This window comes from Bacillus sp. NPDC077027 (assembly GCF_050269555.1).
GTDB lineage: Bacteria > Bacillota > Bacilli > Bacillales > Bacillaceae > Bacillus.
This window is the reverse complement of record NZ_JBNNIO010000004.1, coordinates 1-12,826: the sequence shown is the minus strand read 5'-3', so window position 1 is coordinate 12,826 and position 12,826 is coordinate 1. Positions and strand designations below refer to the sequence as shown.

The window sequence follows — 12,826 nt, the reverse complement described above, 5'->3', positions numbered from 1 at the left end:
ACAAAATTACATAAATACACATTACAACCTACCTTATTTTACTAATGGTTTCTAGAAAAATTGAAGCTCTGTTCTTCTAAAAACTGCGGACTAACTTGCACGATACGAAACGATTGTCCCTTTATGAGTGATTGATAAATAATTTACTGCTTTAGCGTTATTCTTTTGCCGTACTGTGAACTACTAATTTTTTCCATTCTTCTCTTATTTGTTTCGTGTCCACGTGTAACTTGTTTTTCAAATAGTCAATCGACAAAAATAGCCCATTAACATTTACGATTGCATGTATTCCATTTGCAGGCTCAAAATCGGCATAAATGTGGTTACGATTCCTCTAGTTCTTCCAATATATTAGAAAAAGAGGCCTCTCAAAAATTCACTGAATTACTGAGAGACCTCCATATTTAGAGTGATTTCGGCGCTTATGACCAATAAAATGACCACGGTGTGATGAGAAGTGCTCTAACCCTTGTCACATATCAAGGGCTTAGAGTTTTCCTTACATCATGCCACCCATTCCACCCATGCCGCCCATGTCTGGCATTCCGCCGCCTGAGCCGCCTTCTTCTGGTTTGTCAGCTACAACTGCTTCAGTTGTAAGAAGCATAGCTGCAACAGAAGCTGCGTTTTGAAGTGCAGAGCGTGTTACTTTTGTTGGGTCAACGATACCTTTTTCAATCATGTTTACCCACTCGTTTGTCGCTGCATTGAAGCCTACGCCGATTTCTTCGTTTTTCAAGCGCTCAACGATGACAGATCCTTCAAGACCAGCGTTGTGAGCGATTTGACGAATTGGCTCTTCAAGAGAGCGAAGAACGATGTTCACACCAGTTTGAACGTCACCATCTGCTTCGATTGATGATACTTTGTTGTATACATTCACAAGCGCTGTACCACCACCAGATACGATACCTTCTTCAACTGCTGCACGAGTTGAGTTCAACGCATCCTCGATACGTAGTTTACGCTCTTTTAATTCTGTTTCAGTCGCCGCACCGACTTTAATGACAGCTACGCCGCCAGCCAGTTTTGCAAGGCGTTCTTGTAATTTCTCTTTATCGAATTCAGATGTTGTGTCTTCCACTTGTGCACGGATTTGATTCACACGAGCAGCAATTTTCGCAGAATCACCTGAACCTTCAACGATCGTTGTATTTTCTTTTGTCACTACAACTTTAGAAGCACGACCTAGTTGACCAATTTCAGTAGATTTCAAGTCAAGACCAAGGTCTTCTGTAATCAATTCTCCACCAGTTAAAACAGAGATGTCTTCAAGCATCGCTTTACGACGGTCACCGAATCCAGGTGCTTTCACTGCTACAGCGTTGAATGTACCACGAAGTTTGTTTACAACAAGTGTTGCAAGTGCTTCGCCTTCTACATCTTCTGCGATGAGCAATAGTGGTTTACCTTGTTGTACCACTTGTTCAAGAACTGGTAAGATCTCTTGAATGTTTGTGATTTTCTTATCAGTGATCAAGATATAAGGGTTCTCAAGAACTGCTTCCATCTTATCAGAATCCGTTACCATGTATGGAGAAGCGTATCCACGGTCGAATTGCATTCCTTCAACCACTTCTAGCTCAGTTGTGAATCCTTTTGATTCTTCAATTGTGATAACACCGTCGTTACCAACACGCTCCATCGCTTCAGCAATCAGGCTTCCTACTTCTTCATCTGCTGCAGAAATTGCTGCCACTTGAGCGATCGATTCTTTACCTTCGATTGGTTTAGAAATTTCTTGTAAGCCTTCAAGTGCTACTTTTACAGCTTCTTCAATTCCTTTACGAACACCAACAGGGTTAGCACCAGCAGTCACGTTTTTCAAGCCTTCACGAATCATAGCCTGAGCAAGAACTGTTGCAGTTGTTGTACCGTCACCAGCAACGTCATTTGTTTTGCTTGCTACTTCTGCCACAAGCTTTGCGCCCATGTTTTCAAAAGCATCTTCTAATTCAATTTCTTTCGCAATTGTCACACCATCATTTGTAATCAGCGGTGAACCAAATTTTTTCTCAAGAACCACGTTACGTCCTTTAGGTCCTAAAGTTACTTTTACAGCATCCGCAAGTGCATCTACACCACGAAGCATCGCACGACGGGCTTCTTCACTAAATTTAATATCTTTTGCCATAATAACGAAACCTCCTCAATTATTTTACCATTTTTGTTTATTTTTTATGTGATTAGCCAATAACAGCTAAAATGTCGCTTTCACGAAGAATTAAATATTCTTTTCCATCATATTTCACTTCAGTGCCTGCATATTTTGAGAAGATAATGCGGTCGTCTGTCTTCACTTCTAACGCAATGCGCTCTCCGCTTTCAAGCACACGCCCTGAACCAGCTGCAACAATTTTACCTTCTTGTGGTTTTTCTTTTGCAGAATCCGGTAAAACGATACCGCTTGCGGTTTTTTCCTCAGATTCAACAAGTTCAATGATAACGCGATCGCCTAATGGCTTTAACATAAGAAACAACCTCCTCAATTTATTATATGTAGTCTTTTTTAGCACTCAACCATAACGAGTGCTAACACATTTTCTATAATAAAGAATGTCTGCTGTAATTTCAAGTCAAACGCATTAAAATTTTTCACGCTTTCATTTTCTTTTTTTCATGATGATTCTTTCCTTTTCAACGAAAAAGACGTCTTGTGTTACAATAAATCTAGTTCGTTTAGCAAAGGAGTTTTCATTACTTGAAAAAACAGTATTGGTACATCATTTTAACCTATATAGTGGTGCAGTTTTCTATACTTCCTTATGTGATGATCATGAAGTGGCTAGGGATATTTGAACCTCCTTTTACAAAGCAGGAGCTCACTCACATTTCAGGCGTATGGACAATCATTAGCTTTCCCATTGGTGTTGTGATTATCTTACTCATTCTCAGGACATTACCGAAAACATCACTTCGGCAAGAAACACCTGTATCGGTTCGCTCGGCCATCGTTTGGATTATCGCTGGGTTTTTCTTATCCATTCTCGCTCAAACTTTCGCCGCAACCATTGAACAACAACTATTCGGCATTGGACGCGAGTCAGAGAATACAAAAAACATTTTGTCTATTATGGAATCAATCCCTTTGTTGGTGATTGTCATATCTGTCCTTGGACCGATTTCAGAAGAAATCGTGTTTCGGAAAATTATTTTTGGTGTGATATATGAAAAAACGAATTTCTTCATCGGCGCTCTCATTAGTTCAGTGATGTTCGCCGTTGTTCATGATGATTCCGCTCATCTTTTACTCTATACAGCCATGGGCTTTTCGTTTGCCTTCTTATATGCCAAGACCAAACGAATCATCGTGCCAATCGGTGCACACATATTAATGAACTCGCTCGTAATCCTTGGTCAGTTTGAACCAGTGAAAAAAATAATAGATGAACAATCTGCAGCATTGCAAATGATTATTGGAGGCTTTTTCTTATGAGAAACCCTGTCGTATGGGGATTGATTTATTTTGCCGTGGGAGCGGCTTTCACATATATGGCGATACAAAATCCTGGTGATATGTGGTCTTTCTATAGCATATTACTCATGGTGTTTGCAGCCTATAATATCAATATCGCTTTTAAAATGTTTGCCTTCTCAGTCAAGCTCAAAAAGCAGCAAAAATAAAACCACAACCATTTTCCTTTTTGATTGGAAAATGGTTTTTTGAATGGAGAGAACCATCATCGAACAGGAGTACTTGAATATCTTTAACAAGCGGCATGAATCAATCGGCATCGCCTCACGATCAGACGTACATGCAAAAGGGCTATGGCATGAAACATTCCATTTTTGGCTTTTAACAGAGAAGAGCGGCATCACATATCTACACTTTCAATTAAGAAGCAACACAAAAAAAGACTTCCCAGCGCTTCTTGACATCACCGCAGCAGGTCACCTTTTAGCAGAGGAATCACCTCAAGATGGCGTTAGAGAATTAGAAGAAGAACTTGGGATTTCCATCCCATTTGAAAAGCTAACTTATGCAGGGGTTTTGCCAGATGTAATCAAACAAGCGAATATCCTCGACAGAGAATTTTGCCATGTGTATCTCTATAATAGCCGTACACAAGAACATGATTTCCACTTACAAAAGGAAGAAGTGGCTGGCCTTTATCGTGCGCCATTACATGAAGTCATAGGACTCTTTACAGGTGAACGTGAAACCTTGACCCTACATGGTTTTGAGATAGATGAAAATGGCATGAGGCACGATCAGCTAAAGGAAGCAGACACTAGTCATTTTGTTCCACACGAGTCTGCTTACTTCGATCAGCTGTTCCATATCATCCAGCAGATACTTTGACACACAAAAAAGCATCGCCATCTAATCAGATGGTGATGCTTTTTTCATGATACATGATGATTTTTTTTCTCCTCTGCTATATGCTGCATCTTTCGATAAGTCACTCTGGAGATCACAATGCTTATTTCATACAAAGCAAGCATCGGTAGGGTGACCATAAGATGAGAAACAAGCTCTGGCGGTGTAATCAGTGCGGCAATGACAAGGAGTGCAAAATAGGCATACTTACGAATTTTCGATAAGAACATTGGTGTGATCATACCAAGTCTCGTAAAGAACATGAGAACGACTGGCATCTGAAACAGTAGCCCAAATGGAAGTGTTAACTGCATCAGAAAAGTAAAATACTCATTAATTCCAATCACTTGCTCCACATTTAAATCATTAGACATTCTCATCATGAAATCGACGACAAACGGAAACAAGATAAAATAGGAGAAAGCCACACCACAAAAAAATAAAACCAATGCAATTGGAATATAATATAATGTAATTCTTCTTTCTTTCTCATATAAGCCAGGGCTGATAAAAGCCCACAGCTGATATAAAATCACTGGACATGTTAAAACCAAAGCGATGACGAATGCAAACTGCATAAAAATATACAGCGGATCAGTCAGCCTAAACGCATTAAGGGTTAAGCTTGCTGCTTCATCAGTATTTTGCAAATAAATAATAACCGGCTTGGCTAGAAAGAAGCCTGCCACCATGAAAATGACAAAAAACAAAGCAACAATCACTAAACGTTTTCGCAGTTCAACAATATGCTCCATAAGCGGCATTTCTCTCACATTCATGAAGCTCATCCCATTCTACTGTTCTTCATTTTTCTTTTTTTCTTCCTGATCATCAGTTAAACCCTTTGTTGCATTTTTGAATTCACGTAACGTGTCTCCTGCTGCTCTTCCCAATTCAGGAAGCTTTTTAGGCCCAAAAATAATGAGCGCAACAATGGCAATCAAAATAAGACTTCCAGGACCGATCGGACCCATTCTGCTCCACCCCCTTTACCCCTTTTCATCAGTCTTCTTGTGAAACTGAGTAATGCTTTAAGAAATAAACAAGAGACTGAAGTTCAACCGCCAAATCTATATGATGAATTCGAATGTGTTCCGGCACATTCAATCGAGCCGGCGTAAAATTAAGGATTCCTTTAATCCCTAAAGCAATCAAACGATCTGTAATCGGTTGAGCTGCAATGGCAGGTACCGTTAAAATAGCTACCGGTATATCTCCTACCTCTTTCACATGCTCTTCAAGCTTATCCAAATCATAGACAGGCACGCCACCTATCTCACTTCCTATTTTACTCTCATTGATGTCAAAAGCCATTGAAATTTTTGTATTATTGTTTTTAATAAAATTATAATGGAGAAAAGCAGTTCCCAGATTCCCCACACCAATCAGCATAACATTGGTCATTTCATCCTGATCAAGTGTTTTTCTAAAAAAAGTGAGCAGATAATCCACATTGTATCCATATCCCTTTTTTCCAAGAGCCCCAAAGTATGAAAAATCTCTACGAATCGTTGCAGAATCTACTTTGACGGCATCACTTAGTTCTGCCGAAGAGACTCGTTGTTTTCCTGATGCATGCAGATTTTTTAAAAAACGGTAGTAAAGCGGCAGACGTTTAGCTGTCGCTTGCGGAATTTTTGACTGGTCTATATTCATATAAGATCCTCCAACTTAAATATCAGATGCTCTGTGAAAATCGCCGTTTTTCCCGCCAGTCTTCTCTAGAAGATAGGTCGGGCCAATCATCATGCCTTTATCTATCGCCTTGCACATATCGTAAACAGTCAGCGCACATACTGACGCGGAAGTGAGCGCTTCCATCTCTACACCTGTACTTCCTTTTGTTTTCACTTGAACATAAATTTTCAACATGTGCACATTTCCGTCTTCCTCCCAATCAAAGGAGATATCCACGCCTTTCAGTGCAAGTGGATGACACATTGGAATGATGGCAGAGGTTTGTTTAGCTGCCATAATGCCCGCAACTTGGGCAACTGACAGTACATCACCTTTGCCAATTTCACGATTTTGTATTTTGGTAAATACTTCTTTTATCATACGAACACTCGAAGTAGCAGTCGCAGTCCGGACTGTGGATGACTTATCACTAATGTCCACCATCCTTGCTCTCCCTTGTTCGTTAAAGTGGCTAAAATCACTCATCTTAAAACGCTCCCTTACTCAAATAATACACTATTTTTTCCTATCTGTCTTTCATTTGACAGTGACGATTGTATGTAAGATTTGCCGGTTTTCTGCTGATAAGCTACACTAAACATATTATAGCAGAGGTGAAGTTACATGATGATTTTACAAGTGAATCAGCTTTCAAAGTCTTTTGGCGCTGATACTGTTTTAACGAATATAAAATTAGAAGTAAAAGCAAAGGATCGCGTTGCCATTGTTGGGCGAAATGGAGCGGGTAAATCAACGCTTTTGAAGATTATTGCAGGACAAATGTCTTATGAAAAAGGCGAAATTGTAAGACCGAAAGATTTATCCATCGGTTATTTAGCTCAACATACAGATGTCACATCTGACAGAACATTGAAAGAAGAATTGCTAACCGTCTTTGACCATTTAAAAGGAATGGAAAAAGACATGAGAGACATCGAAGAGAAAATGGCTTCTTCTACTGGTACAGAATTAGATTCACTCATGAAAACATACGATAGACTCCAACAAGATTTCAAAGACAAAGGCGGCTACCAATATGAAGCAGATGTCCGCTCCATCCTTCATGGGCTTGGTTTTAGTCAATTTGACGATAACACAACCGTACAATCCTTGAGTGGCGGACAAAAAACACGCCTTGCGCTTGGGAAGCTTCTATTAATCAAACCCGATCTTCTGATATTGGACGAACCTACCAACCATTTGGATATTGATACCTTATCATGGCTGGAACAATATTTGCAAAACTACACAGGTGCCATATTAATCGTTTCTCATGACCGTTATTTCTTAGACAAAGTGGTCAACCATGTATACGAAGTGTCAAGAACAACTATGAAAAAATTCGCTGGGAACTATAGTAAATACCTTGAGCTTAAAGCAGAGCAGTTAGAGCGAGACATCAAGCTATTTGAAAAACAACAGGGTGAAATCTCAAAGCTACAAGATTTCGTAGATCGCAACCTAGCAAGGGCATCTACGACGAAAAGGGCGCAAAGCAGAAGAAAACAATTAGAGCGGATGGAACGAATTGAAAAACCACTTGGTGATGAGAAATCTGCAAACTTTCACTTTGAGATCACCAAACAAAGTGGAAATGATGTCTTACACGTCCGTGATTTAGAAATTAGCTACGATCACAAAACACCGCTTCTCACCTCTCTTTCTTTCCATATTAATCGTGAAGAAAGTGTGGCACTTATTGGTCCGAACGGTATTGGCAAATCAACATTGCTTAAAACGTTAATAAATACATTAAAACCAGTACAAGGTGAAATCCTCTTTGGTTCAAATGTGAGCATTGGTTACTATGACCAAGAACAAGCCAAGCTAACTTCATCGAAAAGAGTAGTAGATGAACTCTGGGATGAATATCCACATATGACCGAAAAAGAGATTCGCACATGCCTAGGTAATTTCTTATTTTCAGGAGATGATGTGCTTAAACCAGTTCATGCATTAAGTGGTGGCGAAAAGGCACGTGTCGCTCTAGCGAAATTAATGCTTCAAAAAGCAAATTTTCTCATCCTTGATGAGCCGACCAACCACTTAGACCTAGACAGCAAAGAAATTTTAGAGAATGCGCTGATTGATTACCCAGGCACCATTTTATTTGTGTCCCATGATCGTTATTTTATTAATAGACTCGCAACAAAGGTACTTGAACTCTCTCCAAATGAGTCTAAAGAATATCTAGGCGACTATGATTACTTTATAGAAAAGAAAAATGAGCAATTGGAGCTTGACGCACTTAAAGAGTCAGAAACAGCTGTCAAAACAAAAGCTGATGATGCCTCTCTTTCAACGAAGCGTTCTTATGCAGAGGAGAAAGAACTCAAAAAGAAAGAGCGACAAAAGCAACGAAGAATTGAAGAAATTGAACAACGCATTGCCTCCATTGAGCAACAACTAAGTGAAAATGAAGAGCAATTGTGTCAGCCTGTTATATTCCAAGATCATGAAAAAGTACAGATCATTCAAACAGAAAATGAAGAATTAAACAAAGAGCTAGAATCATTTTTTGTAGAATGGGAAGAACTATCAGAAACTTAGAAAGCGCCCTCATGGGTGCTTTTTTTCAAATCTTTGCACCTAACCTATCATCATTTGTAACAAGATATTTTTATTAACAAAACTATCCACAGTCTTATCTTTATAGAATATAGTTTCATCTCAATTACCCACAGTATCCACAGAGTTTTAATCACATATCCACACGAAAGGATGAAGTTATACACAATCACATGAATTTTATTCAAAACTTTCTAACAATTGTGGATAGTTATGATTAAATTGTGTATAAACCGTTTACATTTAAACGATAAAAAACCCCTGTGTATCCACAGGAGCTGAATTAATATGATTCAAGAGGTAAACCTGGCTGTCCATTCATCGCCATATTGCCACGGATTCCTTTTTGATAAGCTACTGTGCCAGCTGCAGCAATCATCGCTGCATTATCTGTACAAAGTGATATAGGCGGAATGGTTAACGTCACATTTGGTTGTTCTTTAAATGCTTGCTGTAAAGCTTCTCTGAGACCTTTATTTGCAGCCACTCCTCCTGCAAGTACTACTTGCTTCACATCATAGGCGGCAGCTGCCTTTAACGTCTTCCCAACAAGCACTTCCACAACACTTGCTTGAAAACTTGCAGACAAATCCTCAGGAGCAATCGTTTCTCCTTTTTGAGATGCATTGTGAAGAGTATTGATCACAGCAGACTTCAACCCGCTAAAACTAAAATGATAAGAGCCTTCCTCAAGCCAAGCACGAGGGAGTTTAATACGTGGCTCTCCTTCTTGTGCCAAACGATCTATATGTGGTCCACCTGGATAAGGAAGACCCATTGTTCGAGCGACTTTGTCATATGCTTCACCAGCTGCATCGTCTAATGTTTCACCAATCACTTCAAAGGAGCCATGCTCTTTCATCAAAACAAGTTCTGTATGACCGCCAGATACGACTAGTGCCAAGCATGGAAAGACCAATTCAGCAACTAGCTGGTTCGCATAAATATGCCCAGCAATATGGTGGACACCGACTATCGGAATTTGATGTGCAAAGCTCAGTGCCTTTGCAGCATTTACTCCGATTAACAACGCACCAACCAATCCTGGTCCTTCAGTCACCGCAATTGCATCAATATCTTGAAAGCGCATGTTTGCTTGAGCCATCACTTCCTCCAAAACAACGGTAACTTGTTCCACATGATGTCTTGAAGCAATTTCTGGTACAACTCCTCCAAAGCGCTTATGACTTTCAATTTGCGAAGCCACGACATTTGCTACGATTTCCTTACCATTTTTTACAATAGAGGCTGCTGTTTCATCACAGCTTGTTTCAATTCCTAGTATAAAAAGCTCTTTTTGTTCATTCATTTAAATTCACCCACATGACTAATGCATCTTCACCATTATCCGTATAATAATGTTTTCTCACAGAGGCTGGTCTGAATCCTAGCTTCTCATAAAGTGATTGCGCTGGTGAATTCGAAACCCGAACCTCTAATGACAGATGCTCTGTCTTTTTTTCTTTGCAAAAATTCATAACGTGCCGAAGTAGTGCTTCTCCATAGCCTTTTCCACGATATTCAGGTAAGATCGCAATATTGGTTATTTGAGCATCTTCAAGTACAATCCATACACCACAATAACCTACAGGCTGATGGTCCTTTTCAATAATAAAATAATGGCTATATTTATTATGAAGAATCTCATAAATGAACGATTCCTTTTTCCAAGGTGCAGTAAACGAATGAACTTCAATCGTATAAACCTCTGGGATATCTTCCACGTTCATTGATCTAACCTTAACAGACCCTATCTCATTTCTGTCCTTCAAGCCACTTCACTTCCGCTTCTGCTAAACGAATATAGTTTGGTACAAGCTGATGTACTTCTTCAGGAGAACGATCCACACCTATAAAAGCAAGTTCTGAGGGTCTTGGATTAAGCAATGGATCTTGTGTGAAAACAGCTGCATCTCCTAAAATAGAGCGAATTGTCTCTTGATGGAGGATCACATCATGTCCAAGAAATAAGACTTGTTTCCCCGTTTCTTTTAAGTCATTGAGCCAATCTACAAGTAACAAATTTTGATCTTCTTTTATCCCCAGCAATTTTCCCTGCTCATACGAATACAAGCCTGTATAAACTTGTCCTCTTCTCGCATCAAATAATGGAGAAATGTAGCCATTAAAATAACGCCCATTCGCAGCTAATGCTTCTAAGCTGGATACAGATGATATTGGGATAGACAGTGACCAAGCAAGCGTTTTAGCAATTGTTACGCCAATCCGTACACCAGTATAAGAGCCCGGACCTTTTGCTACAACAATTTTGCTTAAATCAGCAGTTTCTACATCACACTCCTGTAATAGTGCCTCGACCGCTGGCATCGCTCGTACAGAATGATTTTTCTTTAAATAAGTAATCGTTTCTCCAATCACGTCCCCATCTCTGACAAGAGCAATTCCAAGTGTATAATTGGATGTATCAATTGCGAGTATGGTCATAATCTTTCATCTCCTTACAAAGGCTTTCGTAACGAGCGCCTTGTGCATAAAAAGTAACCGTGCGTTCTTCTTCGCGTTCAGTTCTTAAAATTTCTATTTTCAAATGGGCTGACGGCAATTGAGGCTCTATTAAATGTGCCCATTCTACCAAGCACACACCTTGTCCTTCAAAATATTCCTCTAAACCAATGTCTTCTTCTGCATCTTCCATTCGATAGACATCCATATGATAGAGAGGCAATCTGCCATCAGTATATTCTTTGATAATGGTAAAGGTAGGACTGTTGACGATACGTGTAATGCCTAATCCCTGAGCAAATCCCTTTGTAAAAGTCGTTTTACCCGCACCGAGATCACCTTCTAGTGTCAACACATCACCCGGCTTTGCGAGTGCAGCGACCTTTGAAGCGATACGTTTCGTTTCTTCAGCACTAGATGTCTTCCATTGTAACATCATAGCCTTTAATCACCTCACTTCTTAAAATGATTATATCCTTTCTTTAATAGCTTTGAACGCTGCTCTCCTTCCAACAGGATAACCTCTGCACAATCACCATGCTGAACAATCCCGATCTGAGTCAGCTCAATTTGATTCATCTGGCATTCTTGTTTAAATGCTTTCCAGTCCTGTTCTGCAATCGTTCCCGTCAAAACAAAGTCTTCCCCACCAAATAATGTCCAATGTTGCCAATTCTCACTCAAGCGCGGCAAATCAGGATGGACTGGAAGTAGAAAACGATCTATTTCGATTGAAACGTTACTAGATTCAGCAATTTCATTTAGCTCACTTGCTAATCCATCACTTACATCATTGAGGGCAACTCGTTGAAAGCTTGAGCAAATTTGGCCTGCGATAAGATGAGGCTCCGGCAGTTTGTGACGCTTGAGAAAGAATGAATCATCAATTCCATTCATTGATTGCACTTCGCCTGAGAGTAGCGCTAAACCTGCTGCAGATGAACCTAGTTCACCCGTCACAAACACAATATCTCCCGGCCTAGCAGTGTGTCTATAGCAGGCAGTTCCCTTTGGAATATCACCAATGACCGTCACTGTTATGACTAGATCGCTTCGAGTCGATACAGTATCCCCGCCAATCAAATCCATTTGATAAGCTCCAGCTAGTGAGCGCATTCCTTTATATAGTGAAGTGATTATGTCCTCATCACAATGAGGTGGAACGGCAATAGAAACAAGATAGTATTTAGGCTTTCCACCCATTGCTGCGATATCGCTTATGTTCACAGCCAATGCTTTATAACCGATCTCATACGCTGTCGAATAATCGAAACGAAAGTGAATATGCTCAACCATTGTATCGACACAGACAATTTCTTCTTTATCCAAATGAGTTTGATACACACTGGCATCATCACCAATACCCATTGTTAATGACCGATGATGAGAAGTAGTTGGAGAAATACGACGAATGAGGTCAAATTCATCCATACAAACACAGTCCCTTCATGTAAATAAATATCTATCAATCGTTTACTATGTATTACATTTAGTATTAGTTTATCGGAAGTTGGAATCAGTTCCAACTAAAAATGATATAAAGAAAGCCTGGCATTAAAAAACCAGGCGGCTTGTGATAACCCATCACGATTTTATGACCAGTTTAGCCAAATATTTGACTTTTCATAGGACAGATCAATCTGTATCAAAAGAAATAGACATAAAAAAAAACGAAACCATATGTTTTCGTTTGCATGTAATCAAAAATGGCGGTCCGGACGGGACTCGAACCCGCGACCTCCTGCGTGACAGGCAGGCATTCTAACCAACTGAACTACCGGACCATTTTGGTTGCGG

The 12,826-nt window shown here is 39.8% G+C and carries 15 protein-coding genes and 1 tRNA gene; 4 read left to right on the top strand and 12 right to left on the bottom strand.

The annotated features are described in order from the left end of the window. Positions 1 to 499: 499 nt before the first annotated feature. Both groL and groES read right to left on the bottom strand, forming a co-directional pair. Entirely contained in the window at positions 500 to 2,134 is a 1,635-nt protein-coding gene (gene groL, locus ACQKEZ_RS14645) for a chaperonin GroEL (RefSeq protein ID WP_427302006.1), read from the bottom strand. Positions 2,135 to 2,186: 52 nt separating this feature from the next. Then, positions 2,187 to 2,471, bottom strand: coding sequence for a co-chaperone GroES (gene groES / locus ACQKEZ_RS14640; RefSeq protein WP_427302004.1), 285 nt, complete (start codon positions 2,469 to 2,471; stop codon positions 2,187 to 2,189). A gap of 230 nt (positions 2,472 to 2,701) precedes the next feature. Between groES and ACQKEZ_RS14635 the strand changes: the two genes are divergently transcribed. Genes ACQKEZ_RS14635 through ACQKEZ_RS14625 form a run of 3 tightly spaced genes read left to right on the top strand, consistent with a single transcriptional unit; the run spans position 2,702 to position 4,303 of the window. Next, entirely contained in the window at positions 2,702 to 3,436 is a 735-nt protein-coding gene (locus ACQKEZ_RS14635; RefSeq protein ID WP_427302003.1) for a CPBP family intramembrane glutamic endopeptidase, read from the top strand. Next, positions 3,433 to 3,624: a YdiK family protein gene (locus tag ACQKEZ_RS14630; protein WP_427302001.1), complete on the top strand. Its 192-nt coding sequence runs from the start codon at positions 3,433 to 3,435 to the stop codon at positions 3,622 to 3,624. Before ACQKEZ_RS14635 ends, ACQKEZ_RS14630 begins: the two co-directional genes overlap by 4 nt. A gap of 43 nt (positions 3,625 to 3,667) precedes the next feature. After that, positions 3,668 to 4,303 (top strand): NUDIX hydrolase, encoded by a 636-nt coding sequence (locus ACQKEZ_RS14625; protein ID WP_427301999.1) that lies wholly within the window; start codon positions 3,668 to 3,670, stop codon positions 4,301 to 4,303. Between the two features lie 44 nt (positions 4,304 to 4,347). On the opposite strand, the gene tatC is transcribed toward ACQKEZ_RS14625, so the two are convergent. The 4 genes from tatC to moaC are packed head-to-tail and all read right to left on the bottom strand — an operon-like array spanning position 4,348 to position 6,484. Beyond that, on the bottom strand, positions 4,348 to 5,100 hold the full coding sequence (tatC, locus tag ACQKEZ_RS14620) for a twin-arginine translocase subunit TatC (protein WP_427301997.1): 753 nt from the start codon (positions 5,098 to 5,100) through the stop codon (positions 4,348 to 4,350). 15 nt (positions 5,101 to 5,115) lie between these two features. Next, positions 5,116 to 5,295, bottom strand: a complete 180-nt coding sequence (locus tag ACQKEZ_RS14615; RefSeq protein ID WP_427301995.1) for a twin-arginine translocase TatA/TatE family subunit — start codon at positions 5,293 to 5,295, stop codon at positions 5,116 to 5,118. 28 nt (positions 5,296 to 5,323) lie between these two features. Continuing rightward, positions 5,324 to 5,977 carry a redox-sensing transcriptional repressor Rex gene (locus tag ACQKEZ_RS14610; RefSeq protein ID WP_427301993.1) on the bottom strand — a complete coding sequence of 218 codons (654 nt, stop codon included), beginning with the start codon at positions 5,975 to 5,977 and terminating at the stop codon, positions 5,324 to 5,326. Positions 5,978 to 5,992: 15 nt separating this feature from the next. Continuing rightward, positions 5,993 to 6,484 (bottom strand): cyclic pyranopterin monophosphate synthase MoaC, encoded by a 492-nt coding sequence (gene moaC / locus ACQKEZ_RS14605; protein ID WP_427301991.1) that lies wholly within the window; start codon positions 6,482 to 6,484, stop codon positions 5,993 to 5,995. A gap of 138 nt (positions 6,485 to 6,622) precedes the next feature. On the opposite strand from moaC, the gene ACQKEZ_RS14600 reads away from it, so the two are divergent. After that, on the top strand, positions 6,623 to 8,548 hold the full coding sequence (locus tag ACQKEZ_RS14600; RefSeq protein WP_427301989.1) for an ABC-F family ATP-binding cassette domain-containing protein: 1,926 nt from the start codon (positions 6,623 to 6,625) through the stop codon (positions 8,546 to 8,548). Between the two features lie 301 nt (positions 8,549 to 8,849). Here ACQKEZ_RS14600 and tsaD read toward each other — a convergent pair whose 3' ends face one another. The 6 genes from tsaD to ACQKEZ_RS14570 form a co-directional block, all read right to left on the bottom strand. Next, a complete protein-coding gene (gene tsaD / locus ACQKEZ_RS14595) occupies positions 8,850 to 9,875 on the bottom strand; it encodes a tRNA (adenosine(37)-N6)-threonylcarbamoyltransferase complex transferase subunit TsaD (RefSeq protein ID WP_427301987.1) in 1,026 nt (341 codons plus the stop codon). After that, positions 9,868 to 10,296, bottom strand: a complete 429-nt coding sequence (rimI, locus tag ACQKEZ_RS14590) for a ribosomal protein S18-alanine N-acetyltransferase (RefSeq protein ID WP_427301985.1) — start codon at positions 10,294 to 10,296, stop codon at positions 9,868 to 9,870. Before rimI ends, tsaD begins: the two co-directional genes overlap by 8 nt. A 25-nt stretch (positions 10,297 to 10,321) precedes the next feature. Then, a complete protein-coding gene (gene tsaB, locus ACQKEZ_RS14585; RefSeq protein ID WP_427301983.1) occupies positions 10,322 to 11,011 on the bottom strand; it encodes a tRNA (adenosine(37)-N6)-threonylcarbamoyltransferase complex dimerization subunit type 1 TsaB in 690 nt (229 codons plus the stop codon). Continuing rightward, positions 10,992 to 11,468: a tRNA (adenosine(37)-N6)-threonylcarbamoyltransferase complex ATPase subunit type 1 TsaE gene (gene tsaE / locus ACQKEZ_RS14580; RefSeq protein ID WP_427301981.1), complete on the bottom strand. Its 477-nt coding sequence runs from the start codon at positions 11,466 to 11,468 to the stop codon at positions 10,992 to 10,994. The genes tsaB and tsaE overlap by 20 nt, the downstream gene beginning before the upstream one ends. Positions 11,469 to 11,482: 14 nt before the next feature. Further along, positions 11,483 to 12,460, bottom strand: coding sequence for a thiamine-phosphate kinase (gene thiL / locus ACQKEZ_RS14575; protein ID WP_427301980.1), 978 nt, complete (start codon positions 12,458 to 12,460; stop codon positions 11,483 to 11,485). A 276-nt stretch (positions 12,461 to 12,736) separates the two neighbouring features. Then, positions 12,737 to 12,813 (bottom strand) — tRNA-Asp (locus ACQKEZ_RS14570). Between the last annotated feature and the right edge of the window lie 13 nt (positions 12,814 to 12,826).

What these genes read in the sequence shown, in the direction of transcription:
- groL (WP_427302006.1), bottom strand. Translation starts at nt 2,134, where the DNA reads ATGGCAAAAGATATTAAATTTAGTGAAGAAGCCCGTCGTGCGATGCTT.
- groES (WP_427302004.1), bottom strand. Translation starts at nt 2,471, where the DNA reads ATGTTAAAGCCATTAGGCGATCGCGTTATCATTGAACTTGTTGAATCT.
- ACQKEZ_RS14630 (WP_427302001.1), top strand. Translation starts at nt 3,433, where the DNA reads ATGAGAAACCCTGTCGTATGGGGATTGATTTATTTTGCCGTGGGAGCG.
- ACQKEZ_RS14625 (WP_427301999.1), top strand. Translation starts at nt 3,668, where the DNA reads ATGGAGAGAACCATCATCGAACAGGAGTACTTGAATATCTTTAACAAG.
- tatC (WP_427301997.1), bottom strand. Translation starts at nt 5,100, where the DNA reads ATGAATGTGAGAGAAATGCCGCTTATGGAGCATATTGTTGAACTGCGA.
- ACQKEZ_RS14615 (WP_427301995.1), bottom strand. Translation starts at nt 5,295, where the DNA reads ATGGGTCCGATCGGTCCTGGAAGTCTTATTTTGATTGCCATTGTTGCG.
- ACQKEZ_RS14610 (WP_427301993.1), bottom strand. Translation starts at nt 5,977, where the DNA reads ATGAATATAGACCAGTCAAAAATTCCGCAAGCGACAGCTAAACGTCTG.
- moaC (WP_427301991.1), bottom strand. Translation starts at nt 6,484, where the DNA reads ATGAGTGATTTTAGCCACTTTAACGAACAAGGGAGAGCAAGGATGGTG.
- ACQKEZ_RS14600 (WP_427301989.1), top strand. Translation starts at nt 6,623, where the DNA reads ATGATGATTTTACAAGTGAATCAGCTTTCAAAGTCTTTTGGCGCTGAT.
- tsaD (WP_427301987.1), bottom strand. Translation starts at nt 9,875, where the DNA reads ATGAATGAACAAAAAGAGCTTTTTATACTAGGAATTGAAACAAGCTGT.
- rimI (WP_427301985.1), bottom strand. Translation starts at nt 10,296, where the DNA reads ATGAACGTGGAAGATATCCCAGAGGTTTATACGATTGAAGTTCATTCG.
- tsaB (WP_427301983.1), bottom strand. Translation starts at nt 11,011, where the DNA reads ATGACCATACTCGCAATTGATACATCCAATTATACACTTGGAATTGCT.
- tsaE (WP_427301981.1), bottom strand. Translation starts at nt 11,468, where the DNA reads ATGATGTTACAATGGAAGACATCTAGTGCTGAAGAAACGAAACGTATC.
- thiL (WP_427301980.1), bottom strand. Translation starts at nt 12,460, where the DNA reads ATGGATGAATTTGACCTCATTCGTCGTATTTCTCCAACTACTTCTCAT.